Genomic DNA, 18,495 nt, shown 5'->3' on the forward strand with positions numbered 1-18,495 from the left:
AAAAAAAAAGCGTCTACCTTCTGGACAAGTGAAGCAGGAAGTTCATTGAACAACTTAGCCCTTGCCTCAAGAACCTTACCACCCTGAGCGTCCAAGTCTTCAACTGTCTCACCTGATTTCCTGCACAGGAGAGCCATTTTGTAGAGAATGATTTCCTCTGGTCTCTCTTCAAAGGCTTTCTCAATCCTGTGGTACATCACAAAGGCTTTATAGATTTCATCTTCAAGGGAGTTGACGTAGTAGGTGTCACCACTGAACTCAAAGTGCTCAATAACACCAGTCTCCCTCTCTTCCAGAAAATTCAACTGGTGGAACAACCGGAACACAAGCGTAGCCTTGAAGCTGGTCAGGTAATCGTACCCAATGCCCGAAAGGATGGAAACCACCCTAGCAGCCTTCTCATAGTCAGAGAGGTCTTCAGCCCTGTCCAGAGCCTGTAATTCCTTAGCCTTGCCGTAGGTCACCTCTGACCACGTTGAGGGTAGTGAGTACTTCTTACCCTCCAATTCAAATTCTTTCATATACAGTTCATATGGATTTCAAGGGATTTTATTTTTAATTAAAGTTTTGATTAAGACTCAGACAGTAGCAAAGAAGAAGCCTGAGGTACTGTTACTGAGAGTCTTGACACAGTAGACAAAGGCATCAGTTTGGTCATCATTTTTGACGTGAGGAAAAACCGTCACCTGATTCAGGAAGGGTTGAATGTAAGTACCCTCAATCAGACTCACCCTCTTGGAATCTACAAAGTTTGCTACGGCTTGTGCTCTCACTACTTTGTTCTCCCTGCCGTGGCTTAACTCTGAGATGTTGAACAAGGTCTCTGCTCTCAACTGCTGTAGCAGGGATATACCAGAAGCAGCCTTCTCAACATAGATTCTTGACTCTGGTGAGTAGTGTTGGGGAACATACTGCTTGAGGAATTTAATCAGGTCAGGGAAGTTCAGTCTCTTCTCTACCACATCCTTGATGAAGATTTGATTATCAAGGAAACAGGCAACCACCATAGCAGTTGCGTCACTTGACTTTGTATCACCGTAGGCTGTATCTAGAAAGAAGTGCCAAATAATTCTCTTACCCCCGTATTTCTGGTTGAATTCTAACCAAGAGATTTTATTGAAGGACTCAGCCTTGAAGATACCAGCGTCAGCAGGGATAGGAGCCTGAAGGTATTGGGCAGCGTAGGTAGCAGGTTGTTTCTTCAGGTCATTGATAACCTCTCTGTCATACAGGTCAGGCAACAGGAGACCGTCAGAATCATAGTAGTCTTTGAACCTCTCAGGCTTAACTACTGATTCCTCAGTCACCTCAAGTGGTACAGAGATGTGATTGAAGGTCTCTTCACCGTAAGTGTTCAGCAGATAGTCAGTGAAATCATCCTTGAACAGACGTTGCATCACCACCACTATGAGACCTGTCTTCTTGTTATTTAACCTTGATTTGATTTTACCCTCATAGAATCTCTCAGCCTGATTTTTGGTAGCGTCAGAGTATTGGTCAGTGTCTTGCTGAATATCATCTAGGAGAATGATGTGAGCACCAAAACCGATAGAAGCAGAACCAACGGAGAATGCTTTTCTCTCACCACCTGCTGAGGTGATGTAGTGAGTCTTCTGATTTTGGTCATCTTTCAACCTGACCTCTGGAAAGATTCTCTTATACCAGTCAGACTCAAGCAACGTCCTTGTCTCATTTGAGAGTGCCGTTCTCAAGTCATCAGTCACAGAGGCTGTCAGGAACTTGAAGTGAGGTAATTTAGTCCAGCACCAAGCATTGTATGTCACTGAGATGATTTTAGACTTCAGGAGTCTAGGTGGTAGGTTAATCAGGAGATGTTTTGTCCTTTTGATACCCTTACCAATTCTCTCAGCCTCAACCTGAAGCAGGTCACATAGTTCCTTGATAATAGGCGTGTCGTGAAACTCAGTGTCAGGTTCCAGAACTTGGGTGAATGCAGCCTTGAAGAACTCATAGAAGGAGTTCCTGTAGTGAGCAGCTAGAATCTGTTCTTCGGTGACGGTTGAGAGTAATTCAATTAATTGCTTCTCTTGGGTTACGGGTTCCTTTGGTTTTTTCTTTGGTGGCAATCATTTAAATATTAATTAAAATTATACTTAGTAAACTGACTCAGGTGTGATGTCTATTGTTTTGTGTTGAGCACCTAGGCCAGCAGCCAATTGAGCAATCATCTCAGGTGAGAGTTGCTGAAGCAGCTTGTTAGCGTCAACGGTGGTAGTGTTCACATTCTGGTTAATCTCAAAACGCTTTACATCAAGACCTGTCAGCTTGTTTATCTTGTCTTGAATAGCAGCACAGTCAGCCCACTTCTCTGCATTGTAGGCTTTATTGTAAAGGTCATTGTACCTGATTAGTGCCGACTGCATATGATACCCCAACTTATCATCCTGAGTCTCCTGAAGGGCTTTCTTGACCTTTGTTATATAGTTCCTAGCACCTCTTTCACTGTCACCGTACTTTCTGACAAATGCATTCACTACGTCAGTGTATCTCATTGACTTGACTATGTACAGGTCTTTTACAAACTCAAATTTCTCCTGACTCAGGTTCTTGGTTTTACCGTTCATCACTGAGACACCCTTAGTATGTTTCTTGTCATTATTCATCTATTAAATTTTTAATTATTGTTATAATTATAAATATGTATTCAGTGCTTTCCCGTTCAGGCACATAGGCACATCATCAGATTTCAGAATCAGGGGAAGGTTTCGCCTGATGTCTTCCCTGATAAGCTTCACAATCAGGTAACACCTGCTTCTTGAGTAACCTGTGACTTCTGCCAGTTGGGAATAGGTAATCTTGTTCACCGCGTAGGTCTTGAAGATTCCGGCCCTTATCCAGTCATAGCGTCCGTAGACGAACTCCATTGCGTTCCTGTAGACCTCTGAGGTGGAGAAATCAGGTTCCGGTCTTTGGCTCACGTCAGTCAGGTATTCATCCAAGTAGTACTTCTCATTGTAGTACTTCTTGGACACACCTTGCTTTCTGATATCATCCTTCAGTTTCTGACAGGCTGTCTTTGAGAGGTAGTTGAGCAGGTTGGCCTCTGTGTTGAAATCACCCTCAGTCTTCTCACCGGAAACCATCTTCTCAACGGTCAGAAGAACAACGTCTGACAGCAGGTCTTCCAACTCTTCTCTGCTGAGGTGAATCTTCAGGAACCTGTCAACATTCTGGTAAATCTGCTTTTTAAGTTTATTTCTGTTTGCCTCTATGGTGTCGTAAATCTCTTCAAGTGTCATTTTCTGTATATTAAACTTATTTAATATTTTAATTTTATTTTTAATTAATAGATAACCGTGTATCTGTGGTTGAAGGAGTCTTCCACCAGCTTATCACTTGGAATCACGTAGCTGTACTGTTGGGCTTTCTCAAGGGGCAGCATCTTTACACGCTTGGGTACATAGCCCCTGTCCTGACCAGCCTTGGTCTTATTGCAGGACTTCACCTGCGTCTGCACATCAAGGCACTTCCTGAGGTCAAAGAGCACGTACACGCTGTCTGTGTAGAAACACTGGTACAATGGAACCACACCGGAGGCGTAGGCTTCCGCTATCAGGTAGTTGAACTTCGGTTCCTCAATCATTATGTCAGGGTAGAAGGTGCTGCTGCACTCCCTGACTTTGGTTTCCACTAGGTAGGTCTTGCCACTGTAGTCAACCCTGTAGTCAAACTGGTCATAGCCGTGGGCATCCGTGATGAAGTAATCCTTCTTGGGGTCAGTGCCCCTAAGCGGATTCATTGTGATGTAAACTCTCTCCTTTACTGCTCTCTTGGTGAATTCTTCCTCTTTTTTGTTTATTATATATTTCTTAGGCATTATCAATGCACCGTATCAATGGTGTCATCAATAAATAGTACGTTGTTAATACTTTTAATTAAAAAATTAATGATTTATGAAAAAATAAATCAATTATTTTCCAGACGGTAGGGGTGCGAGGTTCATTTCTGCTATATTTGGTATGCAGAGGTAGGAGCACTCATAATCTTGGGGTGGATTAATTTATAAACCAATTTATTATTACAGTTCCGAGTACTGATTCCTACCTCTGTAATTTTTACCGCCTTCTCATAGGTTCTAGCAAGTCCTTCAGAGCCTTAACATATTCGTTTCAATTAGAATCAGTTCGGTATCTGTATTAGTTGGTTTGACAGGTTTAAACGTAAATACCTTGCAATCAGATATTTATGCGGTATTTTTAAATAAAGAAAAAAGGAAAAAAGAACTTCTTACGGATTTGTAATCTTTACTTTTCTTTATTGATTTTAAATATTTATATATTTAAGAGACTTGTAAGTTGTTGACTATCAATTATTTATAGCAGCTAAATAATACATATCCCGAACTTACTAATACGTATCCCGAACTTGCTAGTACAGAAGCCGAACCTATTAATACAGAAGCCGAACTTTGAAAATACAGTAACCGAACTGAACTAATACGGATTCCGAACTTACTAATACATATTCCGAACTTGTAAATATTACTATTACATAAACATTTGTAATAATAATATTTTGCTTATGTTTGCATATCTCAGCCTAAGATATGGAAATAGTAAAGCACAATACTACGATAAGCCACGCTAACAGCTTCATAGAGGGTGTTTATGATATGAACCTCATAGAGTTGAGAATCTTTCTCAGCCTGTTATCAAAGCACAAAAGGGGGGTTAATGTATTCAAAGAGGCAATACCTCTCACTCTTAAAGACCTTGAGTTACCTATTGCAAAGTCAACTTTCAGTGAGCAACTATCAAGACTCAAGAAAACTACGGACAGGCTATCAGATATCAAATTCAAGTTTGAAACCGATAGTACCTACCAGCCTCTTCACATCTTCACGCCTGTATTAGATAAAGATAAGAAAGCTATATCTGTCAAACTCTCACTAGAGATTCAGGAGCTTGTTAATATATGGACAAATAACTTCACTGAGGCTGACGTAGAGACTCTGATGCAGATTCCTACATTTACCTCTTACAGAATCTATATGCTGCTCAAGCAGTACCAGACTTGGAAATCTGAAAGGGTTATCACCCTTGATGATTTAAGGGATATGCTGAAACTGTCTGACCAGAAATCATATGAGGTCTACGGCAACCTGAAGAACAGAATTCTCAAACCTGCTCAGGAACATCTTAAAAGCACTGATATGTCTTTTGAATTAAAGGAAATCAAGTCAGGTAAAGCCGTGAGAGCAGTTGTATTCAAGTTCAAAAAGAAAGATAAGAGAGTCATTGAGGTAAAACAGGCCGAACTCTTCTCACCAACACCTGAAGAACCTAATAGTACAGTAGCCTCTACCCCTGTACTAACAGACAAGACCACTGCCAATGCTATCAGGATTATGAGAGAACGCTATGAATTCACTCAGGCTCAGATTGACAGGTACATCAGTAAGCTGAAACCAACTGTCATAACTAAACTCCATAACTCTTTCCAGACAAACCCACCTGTCTTGACCAAGAGCACACCTTCAGAATGGTTGGTCAGCAAGCTTGAAGAGAAAATCAAATAATAGGATATGAATCTAAGCCCATACGTGACCCAGCTAGTAGGTTCAAGGGTTGTTGAAGACTTTAGATGGTCATTCTTCGGGGAAGAATCAGAAGAGAGTATAACAGCTAGGGAATACCTAACTGAACTAAAAATTGTTATGCTTTCTGTTAAGGAACCCTATACCATCAAATTTAGTGATGTAGAGCAGATTGAAAAGGGTGAACACTGTGCTGTTTTCCCTAACATAGTGGGTGAACACCTTGTTAACGCCTTGAATGCTTATTTAGCTAAGGAGTATGAGAATTTTTTCCAAGCATTAGCGAATTTCAAGCATTTCAACTTAACCAACCCTGTGGAGTTGAAGTTTTATCAGGAAAGACATCAGGATATCATAGACAGGATTCTGATGTTGCGGAGTTTCAGGCAAGACTTATCTTCACTGTTATCTTTCTGTGATGATTATAATGAGGTTAAGATTAATCAACCTGAGACTACCGGATATAAGTACTAAAGTTTTTTAATCATATCCTATGAAAAACTACTTCCTGTACTTACTCAGATTCAAGAGTGAGCCTATCATCAAGATAGGTATCTCTAACAATGATGATTTCAGCAGAGTCAAACACCTGTCCAACATCTATGAGTTTGACCTTGACGGTTCCTACGTAGTGAAGGCCAAAGACTCCAAGTTCATCACCAAACTTGAGAAGCATCTTCACACCACCTATAACACATTCAAGGTAGGAAAAGAGTATCAGACCAAGTACAAAGGCAAAGACGGACATACTGAGTTGAGATGTTCTTCCTGCTTAGACCATATCCTTGAAGATATTAGGCACTACAGCAGCAAGGAGTTCTTAGGGGTAGAGTTGGTTGAGGGTATCAAGTTTCCTGAACGTGTTGTCACTAACCAGCCACCAAGGAAGATACCAGTTAAGATACCTTTTGTGGATGAACTTAAGGACTTAGATATATTCCAGCAGATATTAACCTTTGTCAAGACCAGTGATGAGATAGTCAAGGTTAACATCAATGAAAAAGAATTCAAGATAGTCTCTACAACTGAGAATGCTGTTGCTCTACTTGTCAATAGGTTCATTGTTGGTGGTGTCAATGTGGTCTCAAGGTATGGTAATGAGTTCTCTGAAGATGAAGATGATGATACTATGTACTGGTTTGCTGAAGGTAGTACTCAATATTCTCCAAGTGGTGGGCACAAGAAGCCGAACACAGCAGCCCAAGCAAGAAAGGTGATGTCTGATTTCTTTGATATACTTGCTAACTCACCCAAGCTTGACGCTACAATGAAAAACCATAAACCTGACTTTAGCAGATGGGAAGGTTTGGGTTTAGCGCCGTTCTTTCTACATCCTGAAGCTTTAGAGAAGATAATTCAAGAGAGGGAGAGGTTGGGTATAATCGGCAAGAAGAAACGGGGTAGGAAGCCCAAAAGAACTTCATAAATCAACGTTCTCACCCCAAGATGTGTAGACGTGCCACTTCCGGTCAGCACCTTGTAGAGAGCCTGTAAAAGGCTTTATTCCTTATCTTTACTTTTAATTAAAACTTTAATCATAAAAGCAATTAAAATATTAATCCTATATTTGTTTCACTATGGAGAATAACAAGAAGCCAGTGGTTATCAGTATCATCAACCTGAAGGGTGGCGTAGGCAAGACCACCACTGCCGTCAACGTGGCAGCAGCCTTGAGGGAATTGGGCAAGAGAAGCCTTCTGGTAGACTTAGACTCACAGGGTTCGGCCACAAGGAGTCTCCACAGGGGTTCGGTTGAGTACACCGTAGGTGATTTGATGTTCGGGCAGTCTGGTCTTGAAGAGACACTAATCAGTTCACAGGTTGGGATTGACCTGCTACCCTCAAACATTGAGCTTGCAGACTACGAACGGAGCCTGACAACCCTGAAGAACTATCACACCTATCTGGCAAAGGTCTTCAAGCAGGTGTCAGGGGAGTATGACTTCATCCTGATTGACTGCCCACCTTCTCTAGGCAATCTGACCGTCAATGCCCTATATGCCTCTGACTATTACCTAGTGCCAGTCCTGACGGACTTCTACTCACTGGATGGGATAAAGAACATCACCACCACCGCCCACAAAGTCCAGCAGCTTAACCCTGAGTTGAACCTGTTGGGTGTGCTGGTGACCAGATACAACGTCAATGACAAGAAGATTGTAGACAGACAGGTGTTTGAGAAGCTACAGTCAGTCCTTGGTGAGTTGCTGTTTGAGACCACCATCAGGGTCAACAACCCTCTGAAGGATGCCGTAATCAACACTCAGGACATCTTCACCTTTGACAGCAAGTCCAACGGTGCCCAAGACTACGCTGCACTCACTCAGGAGATATTGAATAGGGTAGGGGCAGTGAAGGTTTCCTAATGGAACCTTTCTCACTCTTATTGTTAATTTAAATTTAAATTATAGGTATCTTTGATTCTATAGCCGTACATACTGCTGAAACTATGACTTCTAAGAAAGACAATACCAACAAAGACAGAAAGGACAAGCTTGACTTCACCACAGATGATTTAATCTTTGGTAACAAAAGCCCTAAGCCTGAGCAACTGAACTCCTACGGCCTGAACGCTACCCCTGCCCCTCAGACGGAGAGAAAGAGAGTGGCAATCCCTAAGGGTAGACCTAAGAAGGAGAAACCTCAGGCTACCTACTTGGTGGTGCCTCAGGAGTCACACTATGAGAATGAGAAGAACAAGTTCCTTCCTTTCTCCACCTCAATGAGAGCAGACCTGTACTTAGGTCTGAAGCGTCTTGAGTACCACGACAAGAGAACCATACGCTCAATCCTTGAAGAGGCTCTTGAGATGTACCTGAAGAAACAGCCACACGCAAAACAACCCCTTCCAGAGAAAGAGGCTAAGAAACTCAAGCCAATGAAGACAGCCATTGACTACTACTACGAACGTCAGGATGATGGTCAGGAAGAATAAAAACAGAAGAGGCTACCCTTAAATGAGTAGCCTCTTCTGTTTTTGATGTATGTATGATTTTCTATCTCACGTTCTGAGGGTTCATTTGATTCACATTGAAGTCATTGTTGGTGTAATCATCACTGATGATGTTGTTATAGAACTGAGCAGCAACAAAATCAATAAATTCATCATTGACAGAACTCAGTTTGCTGTCAATGATAGAGTCATTAGCAGTGAACACCTTGAACAGGTTGAGATTGCTAGGTAATTGTAACGGTGCCCCTGAATAAGCATTGTTGTCAATTGGAAGACTCAGATAACTGTTTCTAGACTTAGAGGTAATCTGCATCAGGATATAGTCACCAGATGAATTCACGTTGTCATTACTGATGATTAATGCAGGTCTCTTCTTACTTTCTGACAAGTCAGTGAAAGGGAAATGCACCCAAACTATGTCACCTCTGTTATATTTACTGCTCAACTTCTTACTGTATTTGAGTTGGAGAAGGAACCACTGGTAGTACTGTTATCAGAATATTGCTGTCTGTAGATTTCATCATAACGGTCATCTTCCTCAGAGTCCCAATCTTCAGCCAGAGAGTCCTGAGAGGCTAAGGTAATTTCATCAACGTGCCTAGATGTATTAGGGGTGACGTTGCCGTGAGACCTTGAATGGACATTTTCGGTAGAACTGTGAGTCTTACATTCAACTATGACTTCATCATTATCTGTGATGATATCAGGGTTAGCAGCTATACTAAACCTCTCATTACCATCATTCACAAACCTGACGTACTTCAGGCTTTCCAGCAAGTCCCTGAACTTGCCGTAGCTTGAATCATCTATTGTTACTTCTATAGTCTTCATAACTTCTAAATGTAGTGAAAAACATAGTACTACCTATACTGTAACGGATTCTGAGTCCTTTTGGTGCCTTCTCAGGTACATATCAACCGTACCAGTCTTGAATTCCAGACCCCTTGGTGTCTTGTAGCCTAGGTGGTTGAGTTTGTCAGCAATCTGCTTCAGCGTCATTTTCTCCTTCAGCCTCAGGTCAAGTATCTTGTCAATGGACTGCCTTGAGATGATAGACTCCTGAACCTGTTTCTGACGTGACTGTGAACCCTTCAGACGGTGCTCATTGGTCAGGTTCTGAGGGGTGCCTAGGTTGAATCCCTGAAGCTTCTTGGACTTCAGCGCAGCCTTTGTCCTCTGTGAGACCTTCAGGAGTTCGTCTTCGTGCAGGGCACACTTGATACGGAGTATGGTCATATCATCATTGGGAGAGTTCACACAGACGAACCTAGCCCCCGAAGCAGCAATGTAGTTCATCAGAAGGGAGAAGCGGGTGAGCCTTGACAACTCCTTCACCAGAATGACAGCACCTGTCTCAATGGAAAGCTTTATAGCCTCGTGCAGCTTGGGTCTCTTTGCCAGCAGTTGAGAGAGAACGGGTGCCTTGTCTGCTGAAATCCTGTCCTTGTTCCCACCTGACTCAACCTCAATGAAGGTGGCTATAGAGGTGGCACCTGTAGACCTGATGTACTCCCTGACATCACGCTCCTGTCCCTGCTGACCAAGACCGGACTGCCCCTGACGTTGGGTTGAGACCCTGTAGAACTCAATGACTTTCATATCTGAAGCAAAGTTAGTGTTAAGTGTTTCAAATACCTTGAACGTTCAGGGGTAAAGTTAAGTTTTTAATTCAAAATATAAATAAAATTTTAATTAATAAAAACAGGAGGTAGTGTAGACTGTCCTGTGTCCTGAGTAGGATTTACTGAGTCTGTCATAGGTCACCAAGAGCCTGACGTTATCAAGGAGCGTCACCAAGTCAATCCAGTAGACCTTGAATCTGTAGGTGTCTGTACAGGAGCCTGAGTGGTATTCCTCAAGGCTCAGACGGTCACCAGTGATGGTCACAGGTTCGTGAAGTATAGACTCTGCTGTGTCATTGGTGGTAAGAGCAGTCAGGTTGAATGTCACGGACAACTTTGAGAACCTGTCTTCTCTAATGGAAGTAATGAGGCTCAGGTAGCCAGTAGACTCAAGGAAGGGTATTGGTGTTGTCATTGGGTTTAGTTTGTTGCTTGGTTGTATTTGAACAGGAAGGACTCTCTCTTAACCTTGACCTCAATCCCTGTGAGAAGTCCAGAACCAGAGAAGGAGAAGAACACTTCACCTATCATATCCTTGGGCAGTTTGGAGGGTGTGATGATGACCTTGTTTTCACGTTCCAAGTACATCAGGTTCCTGCCGTTGATGGTCAGGGTCTTGGGTTCCTGAGGTGGTGGAAACATAGGCTGGCCTTCCTTGGTGATGATGTTGGTGGTCAAGACCTCAATCTCTGAGTTATGCCTGTACACCTTCTTGATTCTTGGAAGGAATACCTGAGTATAGTACTCTGAGGTGAAACCGGACAGGGGTTGCTCACCACCTATCCTGATTTCAAAAATGTTGTTGTTCATAATCGTTTTTGTTTTAATTTGTTTAATTTAAATTTTAATTAAAAGATAATGCTTTTAAAAAGACACCTCTTTGAAGAAGGTGTTCCTTATTAAATAGTCACCGTTTCAGAAAACGGATATTTAGTTTTAATTAAAACTTAAATTATTTGCTTGTTCAAATAAAAAGACTGCATCCCTAGAAGCAGCCCTTCAAAATAAGTATTGACTAGACACACTATCTTGAATTGCAAAAATAAGTGCGGTTCCTGAGAAAGTCAATACCCCTGAATAAAAAGTTATACACATCGGGAGGTTTTCAAATCCCTTGAACGTTCGTTTGTAGTTCTTGAAATCCTGAGGTGTCACTACGAATGATTTCGTATACCCGTATAAGCGAATATTTTTGAGAAGGTAAGAGGGTGAATTCGGTTGATTGAACTTTTATTATCTTTAACAATTCCTCTAAAAATATCAAATAATAGCCTTATTCAATCCAATCAACGTTTTCTGACCTTATGCCCCAACTCTTTACTCTACTCCTTCAGGTCTCCAAGACTGTTCCTGACACCACTGCTCTCAAGGCACACACCAGCCTGAATCCAGACGAAATAGCGAACTCAATAGCACTCAACCCTTGGTTTGTTCTCATTGGTGGTATCGTTGGTGTACTTGGTTTGTTCTTGTCCATCTACTTCTACTTCAAGTCCAAAAGTGTCAAGAGCCTATCTTATAACACCAAGAACTTTCAGTTGGTGGATTCTAAGTTGAATAAGGTTGAAGGGCTGGATGTCAGTTATAAAGGGAGTAAGGTCTTGAACCTGACGGTCACTAGGTTCATTATCTGGAATAGCGGCAATGTTACGATTAGAAGGGATGATATTGCCAGTAAAGACCCGTTAAGGATTGCGATTGTCAATGAGGGTGGTTTCCTTGACTATCAGGTAGTCAGAGAGGTGAATAAGGTAAATGACTTCACTGTGACACCAATAGCTAATGGAAGGGAGTTGTTGATTGATTTTGAATACCTTGACCATAATGACGGGATTATCATACAGACGTACCATACCTCAACTATTCCTTTCGTCAGGTTGTTGGGTACTATCAAGGGTATAAAGGGTTTTAATTCTTCTATAATGATTAGTACTGCTGCATCAGATTATAATGATGAAGTAACCGATGGGAAAATTACATTCAAGAAGAAGCTTATAAGATTTGTAAGTTCAACGTTTGCCCCTGTATTTTGGATGTCGTTTGGAGCATATTTGATGTATCACTATCAAGGTGAAGAACCTACAATGGTTTTCTACGGTGGGTTATTTATCGCTATTGGTGTACTGTATTTAGTTTTTAAAGTAATAGAGATATACAAGAGGCTTCCTGATGAATATTACCCTTATTTTAAAGACTTATAGTGTATTCTGAATGGTTGAAGGAAGTCTATAAATAGAATCTGTGGAATCGTTAACTTTCATATATCATCAAATTAGTGTTTTATAATTTTCACATATGAATAAGAAAGTTCAACTTACTGAAGAGTTTATTGCTAAAAATCCAGAGTTTGTAAAAAGATTACTTGAATCAAAGATAAAGCATTCATTAAGAACTATGGGTATTGATACTCAGAAAGAAATTGAAACACTTTATCATTACACCTCACCAGAAAATGCAATATTGATAGCAGAAGGAAATAAACTTAAATTTAGTGACCCTAGGACATTAAATGACCCTTTTGATTTAGATTGTAGTGTCTTAAGATTTGATAGTGACCCTGAAGGATTAGCATTATACCTTTATTCCAAAGACAAGAGTAAAAGCGTTGAATATTGGTTGGACGTGACAAGTTCCAGTAGATATAGGGCTGATTTTCAGAATCAGTCAATAAACCTGTACAAAGAAGGAAAGGCGAATTTTGGGATTTGTTGTTTTTCAGAAACATATGATAATCCTTTGATGTGGAGCCATTACACAAAAGATAAAAATAATTTAAGTCATAGTGGCGTTTGTTTTGGGTTTGATTCGAAGGCTCTAAATATGTCTACAGTATCTCGTGTAAAATACACCAAGGAGAAGATGACCTGTAATTATTTTGATGGTGATTTAGATGCCGTTACTTTTATGTGCTACCAAAAGGCTATTGAGTGGGAATATGAAAATGAAGTCAGGGCAGTATGTTTCAATGTAGAAAAGTTTTGTGATTCAAAAAGGTTGATGTCTTTTGACAGGAGTTATGTAAAATCATTATATTTTGGAGCAAGGATAGATAGAGAGGCGAAAAATAAAATAGTTAAAGAGTTAAAAGAGAATAACTATCCTGAATCAATGCAAATATTTACTATGGAGTTGTCAGAAGATTCATTCAAATTTAAAAATGATTTAATTCCTATTCTATTAAAGGATTACCAAGTTTAGAGGTTGGAGTAGCTGAAATATATCTCCTTGCTGGCACTGACTCAGAATTAGATTCAGCATAACACATATTCATAGGTATAAAACCTATTTATATGTTCAACATCATATTTATTCTACAAAAGCTATTCTTACCCGTTCCTTTCCCTCAGGTCTTCATCTGGTGGGTTATCCTTGGTTCTATCCTTGGTTGCCTGTTCTTTGGTGCTTCCTACTTTGCTGCCCTAGGTGTTATCCCTGTCTCCTTAGTTGGCTTGATGTTCATCATCAGAAATAAGAGAAAAGCTAATAAGGACAATCAGGAGTAGTGTCACCAGTATTATTGATAGTTCTGGTTCTAGTGCTCCTGATAGTGTCTTACTCTTCAAGAGCCTGTAAGGACAAGATTTCTTTCCATTATGAGAAGTCTTGGTTCTCAAGGTTGAATAACCCTCTCTTCTGGAACCCTGCTGTGAGTTGGAAGAACAAGTATAAAGATGGTGATTCCGGTAAGGGTGAGAGATTCTTCCTGTCAACCACTGCCCTTGTTTTCCTGACAGATGGTTGGCACTTATTCTCATTCTTGGAGTTGAATTCATTGCAATTAGCTTTGAGTATTCTTCTATATATTGTCTTGGGTTACGGTGTTATCTTATGCTTCCTAGGTGTGAAGTTAGTCTATGGTGTGTGCTTCAACGGACTCTATGACTACCTATTAAAATAAAAGAGGCTACCATCATTGACAGTAGCCTCAGCAGGGATTATGAACGTTATTTAATACGGTAGTTGGTACTCTTGTAAAAAATGTCTAACCAATTATTTTGATTATTTTCTTCTCTATTAGCAATTAGCAATCACCAAATTAATGACAGTTTCAATACCTTTCAACTCATCTAAGGTGAATTCTCCTGTTTTAATGAAGTCAATTATTGCTGAAGGTCTTTTACTAGTCTTTAGTAACCCAATTACATTGCGTTGCCCTGATAGGTCTGGTTCCGTAAGAGCATCAGTCACAATAGCCTTAATACTCAAAGGTCTGTAGAAGTTCTCAATCTCTTCAAGCATTGCATCAAACTTGTAATCATCGGGACGTTTATTCATACCAACCCAAGCCATTGATTTAAGCTTCTTATTTAATCCCATCAACTCACCTAATTTATTGGTTGCTTCTTGGTCTTCTTCTACGGTGACAGATTTACGTCTAATCTTATGTTCACCCATTTTATTGAATAGGTTGAGTAATTCTTGCTCTAGGTAGCTTAGTTCTAATTCTTTTATATTCATCATTATCTTATTTCCAATAATTATTTTTAATTAATTTTAATACTCTCCTGTAACCTTCAGTATTTGGGTGATTATCTCCTGTTTTTACAAGGTGTCTTTCATTGAAGGAGTTTATTCTTGTATTTATTGCTTCTAACTCACGCGACACTAACTCCTTTTTTTCCTTTGTTGGTTTCTCTTTATAAAAATCTCGTGTTTTTACATACAGTGCGTTATACAAACCGTATAATTGATGTTGAATTAATCCTTCATCTTCCTCATTCTGTGTTCTTTTTACTTCCTTTGGTTCGCTGGTACTACCACTGCTGAAGCTTATTCCTACTACTAATAGTAGAATCAACACCCCTGCACCTACTATCATTCCGCATAAAAAACCTATCATTATTTTATCTCCTTAGTTAATTCTTTTATCTGATTAATTACACTCAGCCTTAATTCTTCAATGAGTTTTTCACTTGAGTCTTCTACGGCTCTTCTCAATTGTTTCTCTGTTTTATTGGATTCAATGTCTTTCAATATTTCCCCTGTCATTATTTAATCTCCTTATTTTCTTCTTCTGTATCTACGTTATTGATAGCGTTATCAAGTACAGCTATCATTTTCCGGTTATTCTCTTTTATTCTCTGTGTCTGTACCAGTGCTTCAGCTATCAAATCTAAAAGCGTTGGTGACTTATTTTTCTTCAGGTTCTCAACTACTGAGGCTCTTAATTCTTTCTCTTCTGGTGTCATATACTCCTTTATTATAAATAGTGTGTTGTTGAATAAATTGACTTGAAATGAGGTCAATTTTGGATAAATAATTAATTTATTTTTCAAGAGGTATTACCTTGAATGAATATGTATTTTTCCCAAGGCTTGAGTCTGCCGTTACTGAGAAACCTGTATAGATATCCTTGGTGTCTTCAGTGATGATTTCTGAGTACCTGAGTTGGTCTACAAACAGCTTGAGCATTGGGGTGATGTTGTCAACGTCATACCTTGCGTTGAATCTCACATCAAGTTTAAAAAAGGTTATTTCCGGTATACCAGATTCTTCTATGAGTCCCTTGAAGATGTTCTTGAGTTCATCCTTCTTGGTTTTGGCCTTAGTCCAATGTTGCGAGTATGCTTCATTGAGACTAAAACCTTTGCCAGTGTATGTGATTGTGTATGCTGTTATCAACTTATTTTAATTAAACTTTAAATGTTATTTTAAATTATTCTAGAAACCGTAGAAGTTCATCTACTGCCATAGGTTCTGAGTCACTATCACTTAACATTCTGAAGAATTCATCATCTGTCATTGACGTTGAGTTGATAGAGGTTCTGAATGAGATAACCTTAGCTTCTGGTGTTGTGGTTGCTAACACTGGTTGAGTGACTGTTACTGGTGTCACTGCTTCCTCTTTAATATTGGGGTTGAGGTCGTACACTTCTCTGAAGACGGTCTCAATGATTGTGTACATTGTCTGAACATCCTGTTCTAACACAATGGTTGAATCGTGTATTGTTGAAACCCAAACTCCTTGCATCTGAGCCATCTGTACAGCGTGTCCTATGATAGCCGTTGACTCTGCTTTCTGCATTAGTCTGCTGAACTCCCTGAAATCAACCTCTTTTCTTTTAGAGATGAACCCATATACCTCAGGGTAAAGCCTTTCAAAGGCTCTTGCTACAGTGTTGGATTTCAAACCTGCCGTATGGTTGGAGCAGTAGAATACATCACCAAAGAATGACTCCTTGAAGTTTCTTCTGTTGGTCTCATTGATTGCAATTCCAGCCTCAATCATCACCCTCTCATAAAGAAGACCTGTACTGGTGTCTTGAATATATTGCTCTACTGAAACAGGTAAGGATGTTGCGAACCGGAAAGACTCTTTCAGCAGAATATTCAGGAAAAACGGTTGAGAGCAGGATAAATCAAGGTTATACAGTGCTTGCTCAGGGTGCCTCTTGTTGATTAGGAATTGCCTGAGTTTCCTGCTCATATTGGTCAGAGGCGTATGAACCCTTCCATATTTGTCAACCGTCAGCTTCAGCATACCGTTATCAATGGTGTTGATTGCCAGCAAGTCTGCGTTGAACCTGTCATTGATGTTCTTTTCCAGTACTTCCAAGGGAGTCAGTGACAGGTGTTCATTGAGTTCGTAAAGGTCTTGGGTAGCTGCTGCTGTCTGGTAGTTGGTGAAGCGGCTGTCACCAAAACCACGAAGTGTGTGAAGGGAGTTAGCTAATTTGTTCTCAATGTAGCTGTGTGCTTCCTCAGCCTTGATTCCTACCTGTTGCAACATATCATAGAGATATTGTTCAGACCCTTTCAGAGTGTTGAAATAAGAGTTCTTGTTCCTCAGGTTTTTCTCAAATGTATCATTGATACACACCTCTGTTCTGTATGATACGGCATAAGGAGGTGCTATTTTATAACCCTTACTTTTTCTTCCGGTTATGTAGTGATTGTCAGAGTAGATGATTCCCCATTTGATAAGGTTGTCCTTGATAAGCTTCCTGTATCTACCTAGGAAATTGTTCAGGATTTCATCATTGATTCTGGTGAAGCCGTTGCTCTCTTCAATATCATATCTGTAGAGAGTGCCTGTATATATAAGGTGTAGGAAGTAGTGGTATTTGTCTAGGTGGTCGTTTATCTGTCTTTGAGAGTAACCGTTTTCTCCCATTAAGTTCTTGATATCTACCCCTGTAGGCACGAATAGAAGTACCTGTTTCTTTTTGATGTTGGTGAGTGACATTTCATTTTAGTCTTAGGTTGATTGTTATTTATTTTCATTGTTCCAGTGGTTCCAAGCACTGTGTCAGGTTAGTTGAGGGGTGGAACGTCAGTAGGCTACCTAACGGGAAATGAACAACCCAACCTACTGACCCCCTTTTATTATTAAATAGTATAAAAGTGTGGTAATTGACTAAAACCAATGAAAATAATTGAATTATTTTATGACCACTTATTTCCTATATACCTCAATAGTATGTCTGAGTCCTGAGAAATAAAAAGCAGGAGTGATAAAAATGAAATTATCTTTCAATAGTAAGGGATGTGGGTAGAGTTATAATTTCTTATAACTGATATTGATACGTCATACCATTATTGATACGTCATACCAGTATTGGCTCTCTTCTCTCTGCTAGTTTCACAAGGACTGAAGTGATACGTCATACTACCTCATAATTTTCTTCAATTTCAATTTCAAAGGTTCAAATCTTCATTTTTAAGCTGCAAACTGATACGGCATAAGTAGAGAGGGGAGGGTGGGTGTGTTTGTTTATATATATATATAGGATAGATAATAGAGATGATAGAGAGTCCTTATTAATATATAATAGAATGAGAGAGTAGTGTATACATATAGTGAGTCATAGAACCTTTTAACTATGGCTTACAGAATCTCAAACAATGGAATCAATCAAATAAAGAAACACGAAGGAGTAGAGTACCGGATGTACAGGGACGTTGCTGGTTACCCTACCATTGGCGTAGGTCACCTGATACTGGCAACTGAGAAACACTTACTGACCAAGACCCTCACTGAGTCAGAGGTAGACGAACTGCTCAGAAAAGACATTGCTAGGTTTGAGAAGAACCTGAATGCAGTGGTGAAAGTACCCCTTAACCAGAATCAGGTAGACGCACTTCTGTCCTTGATGTTCAACATCGGTTCCGGTGCCTTCAACAAATCATCAATCCTGAAGAGACTCAACCAGAAAGACTATCTGAGGGCAGCAAACAACTTCACCCTCTGGAATAAAGCTGGTGGTAAGGTCGTACAGGGACTGGTTAACCGGAGGCTTCAAGAGAGAACCCTGTTCTTAAGTCCTATTAATTAAAACATTAATTAAATTAAAAATGAACCGTTTTGAGGTGTTACCATTGAATCAAATCGGCTCAAGTCGTATCAATGCATCAATTCAAGG

25 protein-coding genes are annotated in these 18,495 nt (G+C 40.0%); 9 read left to right on the top strand and 16 right to left on the bottom strand.

Features of this window, described 5'->3' with window-relative positions; translation table 11 throughout:
* The 5 genes from EFA69_RS06405 to EFA69_RS06425 all read right to left on the bottom strand — a co-directional run.
* The coding region (locus EFA69_RS06405; RefSeq protein WP_148041283.1) for a hypothetical protein at nucleotides 1–521 on the bottom strand (521 nt) is incomplete at its 3' end.
* 57 nt (nucleotides 522–578) lie between these two features.
* Nucleotides 579–2,087, bottom strand: a complete 1,509-nt coding sequence (locus EFA69_RS06410; protein ID WP_123132279.1) for a hypothetical protein — start codon at nucleotides 2,085–2,087, stop codon at nucleotides 579–581.
* Nucleotides 2,088–2,114: 27 nt separating this feature from the next.
* Complete coding sequence (locus tag EFA69_RS06415) at nucleotides 2,115–2,624, bottom strand: hypothetical protein (protein ID WP_123132280.1); 510 nt, start codon at nucleotides 2,622–2,624, stop codon at nucleotides 2,115–2,117.
* Between the two features lie 27 nt (nucleotides 2,625–2,651).
* The gene (locus EFA69_RS06420) at nucleotides 2,652–3,260 is read right to left on the bottom strand and encodes a sigma-70 RNA polymerase sigma factor region 4 domain-containing protein (protein ID WP_123132281.1); all 609 of its coding nucleotides are present in this window, start codon (nucleotides 3,258–3,260) and stop codon (nucleotides 2,652–2,654) included.
* Between the two features lie 44 nt (nucleotides 3,261–3,304).
* Entirely contained in the window at nucleotides 3,305–3,760 is a 456-nt protein-coding gene (locus EFA69_RS06425; protein WP_123132282.1) for a hypothetical protein, read from the bottom strand.
* Nucleotides 3,761–4,567: 807 nt separating this feature from the next.
* Between EFA69_RS06425 and EFA69_RS06430 the strand changes: the two genes are divergently transcribed.
* The 5 genes from EFA69_RS06430 (at nucleotide 4,568) to EFA69_RS06450 (ending at nucleotide 8,492) form a co-directional block, all read left to right on the top strand.
* Nucleotides 4,568–5,539 (top strand): replication initiation protein, encoded by a 972-nt coding sequence (locus EFA69_RS06430; protein WP_123132283.1) that lies wholly within the window; start codon nucleotides 4,568–4,570, stop codon nucleotides 5,537–5,539.
* 24 nt (nucleotides 5,540–5,563) lie between these two features.
* Entirely contained in the window at nucleotides 5,564–6,031 is a 468-nt protein-coding gene (locus tag EFA69_RS06435) for a hypothetical protein (RefSeq protein ID WP_148041284.1), read from the top strand.
* A gap of 19 nt (nucleotides 6,032–6,050) precedes the next feature.
* Nucleotides 6,051–6,983, top strand: coding sequence for a hypothetical protein (locus EFA69_RS06440; RefSeq protein ID WP_123132285.1), 933 nt, complete (start codon nucleotides 6,051–6,053; stop codon nucleotides 6,981–6,983).
* Nucleotides 6,984–7,134: 151 nt separating this feature from the next.
* Nucleotides 7,135–7,923, top strand: coding sequence for a ParA family protein (locus tag EFA69_RS06445; RefSeq protein WP_123132286.1), 789 nt, complete (start codon nucleotides 7,135–7,137; stop codon nucleotides 7,921–7,923).
* An 83-nt stretch (nucleotides 7,924–8,006) separates the two neighbouring features.
* Nucleotides 8,007–8,492, top strand: coding sequence for a hypothetical protein (locus EFA69_RS06450; RefSeq protein WP_123132287.1), 486 nt, complete (start codon nucleotides 8,007–8,009; stop codon nucleotides 8,490–8,492).
* 61 nt (nucleotides 8,493–8,553) lie between these two features.
* On the opposite strand, the gene EFA69_RS06455 is transcribed toward EFA69_RS06450, so the two are convergent.
* The 5 genes from EFA69_RS06455 to EFA69_RS06470 all read right to left on the bottom strand — a co-directional run bounded on the left by EFA69_RS06455 (nucleotide 8,554) and on the right by EFA69_RS06470 (nucleotide 10,942).
* Complete coding sequence (locus tag EFA69_RS06455) at nucleotides 8,554–8,955, bottom strand: type II toxin-antitoxin system PemK/MazF family toxin (RefSeq protein WP_123132288.1); 402 nt, start codon at nucleotides 8,953–8,955, stop codon at nucleotides 8,554–8,556.
* Nucleotides 8,952–9,341, bottom strand: a complete 390-nt coding sequence (locus EFA69_RS06460; protein WP_123132289.1) for a hypothetical protein — start codon at nucleotides 9,339–9,341, stop codon at nucleotides 8,952–8,954. The genes EFA69_RS06455 and EFA69_RS06460 overlap by 4 nt, the downstream gene beginning before the upstream one ends.
* A gap of 33 nt (nucleotides 9,342–9,374) precedes the next feature.
* Nucleotides 9,375–10,109 (bottom strand): recombinase family protein, encoded by a 735-nt coding sequence (locus EFA69_RS06465; protein WP_123132290.1) that lies wholly within the window; start codon nucleotides 10,107–10,109, stop codon nucleotides 9,375–9,377.
* A 93-nt stretch (nucleotides 10,110–10,202) separates the two neighbouring features.
* Nucleotides 10,203–10,547, bottom strand: coding sequence for a hypothetical protein (locus EFA69_RS20105; protein ID WP_148041285.1), 345 nt, complete (start codon nucleotides 10,545–10,547; stop codon nucleotides 10,203–10,205).
* Nucleotides 10,548–10,552: 5 nt separating this feature from the next.
* Nucleotides 10,553–10,942, bottom strand: a complete 390-nt coding sequence (locus EFA69_RS06470; protein ID WP_123132291.1) for a hypothetical protein — start codon at nucleotides 10,940–10,942, stop codon at nucleotides 10,553–10,555.
* 494 nt (nucleotides 10,943–11,436) lie between these two features.
* On the opposite strand from EFA69_RS06470, the gene EFA69_RS06475 reads away from it, so the two are divergent.
* The 3 genes from EFA69_RS06475 to EFA69_RS06485 all read left to right on the top strand — a co-directional run bounded on the left by EFA69_RS06475 (nucleotide 11,437) and on the right by EFA69_RS06485 (nucleotide 13,635).
* Nucleotides 11,437–12,333 (top strand): hypothetical protein, encoded by an 897-nt coding sequence (locus EFA69_RS06475; RefSeq protein WP_123132292.1) that lies wholly within the window; start codon nucleotides 11,437–11,439, stop codon nucleotides 12,331–12,333.
* Between the two features lie 94 nt (nucleotides 12,334–12,427).
* The gene (locus EFA69_RS06480; RefSeq protein ID WP_123132293.1) at nucleotides 12,428–13,330 is read left to right on the top strand and encodes a DUF2971 domain-containing protein; all 903 of its coding nucleotides are present in this window, start codon (nucleotides 12,428–12,430) and stop codon (nucleotides 13,328–13,330) included.
* A 92-nt stretch (nucleotides 13,331–13,422) separates the two neighbouring features.
* Nucleotides 13,423–13,635, top strand: coding sequence for a hypothetical protein (locus tag EFA69_RS06485; RefSeq protein ID WP_123132294.1), 213 nt, complete (start codon nucleotides 13,423–13,425; stop codon nucleotides 13,633–13,635).
* A gap of 511 nt (nucleotides 13,636–14,146) precedes the next feature.
* On the opposite strand, the gene EFA69_RS06495 is transcribed toward EFA69_RS06485, so the two are convergent.
* From EFA69_RS06495 to EFA69_RS06515, 6 genes are all read right to left on the bottom strand, one after another.
* Entirely contained in the window at nucleotides 14,147–14,593 is a 447-nt protein-coding gene (locus EFA69_RS06495; RefSeq protein WP_123132296.1) for a hypothetical protein, read from the bottom strand.
* 4 nt (nucleotides 14,594–14,597) lie between these two features.
* Nucleotides 14,598–14,972 (bottom strand): hypothetical protein, encoded by a 375-nt coding sequence (locus tag EFA69_RS06500; protein ID WP_123132297.1) that lies wholly within the window; start codon nucleotides 14,970–14,972, stop codon nucleotides 14,598–14,600.
* The gene (locus EFA69_RS20240; protein WP_183906709.1) at nucleotides 14,972–15,121 is read right to left on the bottom strand and encodes a hypothetical protein; all 150 of its coding nucleotides are present in this window, start codon (nucleotides 15,119–15,121) and stop codon (nucleotides 14,972–14,974) included. The genes EFA69_RS06500 and EFA69_RS20240 overlap by 1 nt, the downstream gene beginning before the upstream one ends.
* The gene (locus EFA69_RS06505) at nucleotides 15,121–15,321 is read right to left on the bottom strand and encodes a hypothetical protein (RefSeq protein WP_148041286.1); all 201 of its coding nucleotides are present in this window, start codon (nucleotides 15,319–15,321) and stop codon (nucleotides 15,121–15,123) included. The genes EFA69_RS20240 and EFA69_RS06505 overlap by 1 nt, the downstream gene beginning before the upstream one ends.
* A gap of 76 nt (nucleotides 15,322–15,397) precedes the next feature.
* Nucleotides 15,398–15,754 carry a hypothetical protein gene (locus EFA69_RS06510; RefSeq protein WP_123132299.1) on the bottom strand — a complete coding sequence of 119 codons (357 nt, stop codon included), beginning with the start codon at nucleotides 15,752–15,754 and terminating at the stop codon, nucleotides 15,398–15,400.
* 34 nt (nucleotides 15,755–15,788) lie between these two features.
* Complete coding sequence (locus EFA69_RS06515) at nucleotides 15,789–17,318, bottom strand: hypothetical protein (protein ID WP_123132300.1); 1,530 nt, start codon at nucleotides 17,316–17,318, stop codon at nucleotides 15,789–15,791.
* A 637-nt stretch (nucleotides 17,319–17,955) separates the two neighbouring features.
* On the opposite strand from EFA69_RS06515, the gene EFA69_RS06520 reads away from it, so the two are divergent.
* Nucleotides 17,956–18,408: a lysozyme gene (locus EFA69_RS06520; RefSeq protein WP_123132301.1), complete on the top strand. Its 453-nt coding sequence runs from the start codon at nucleotides 17,956–17,958 to the stop codon at nucleotides 18,406–18,408.
* The last annotated feature ends 87 nt before the right edge of the window (nucleotides 18,409–18,495 follow it).

Source organism: Rufibacter immobilis, assembly GCF_003721565.1.
GTDB lineage: Bacteria > Bacteroidota > Bacteroidia > Cytophagales > Hymenobacteraceae > Nibribacter > Nibribacter immobilis.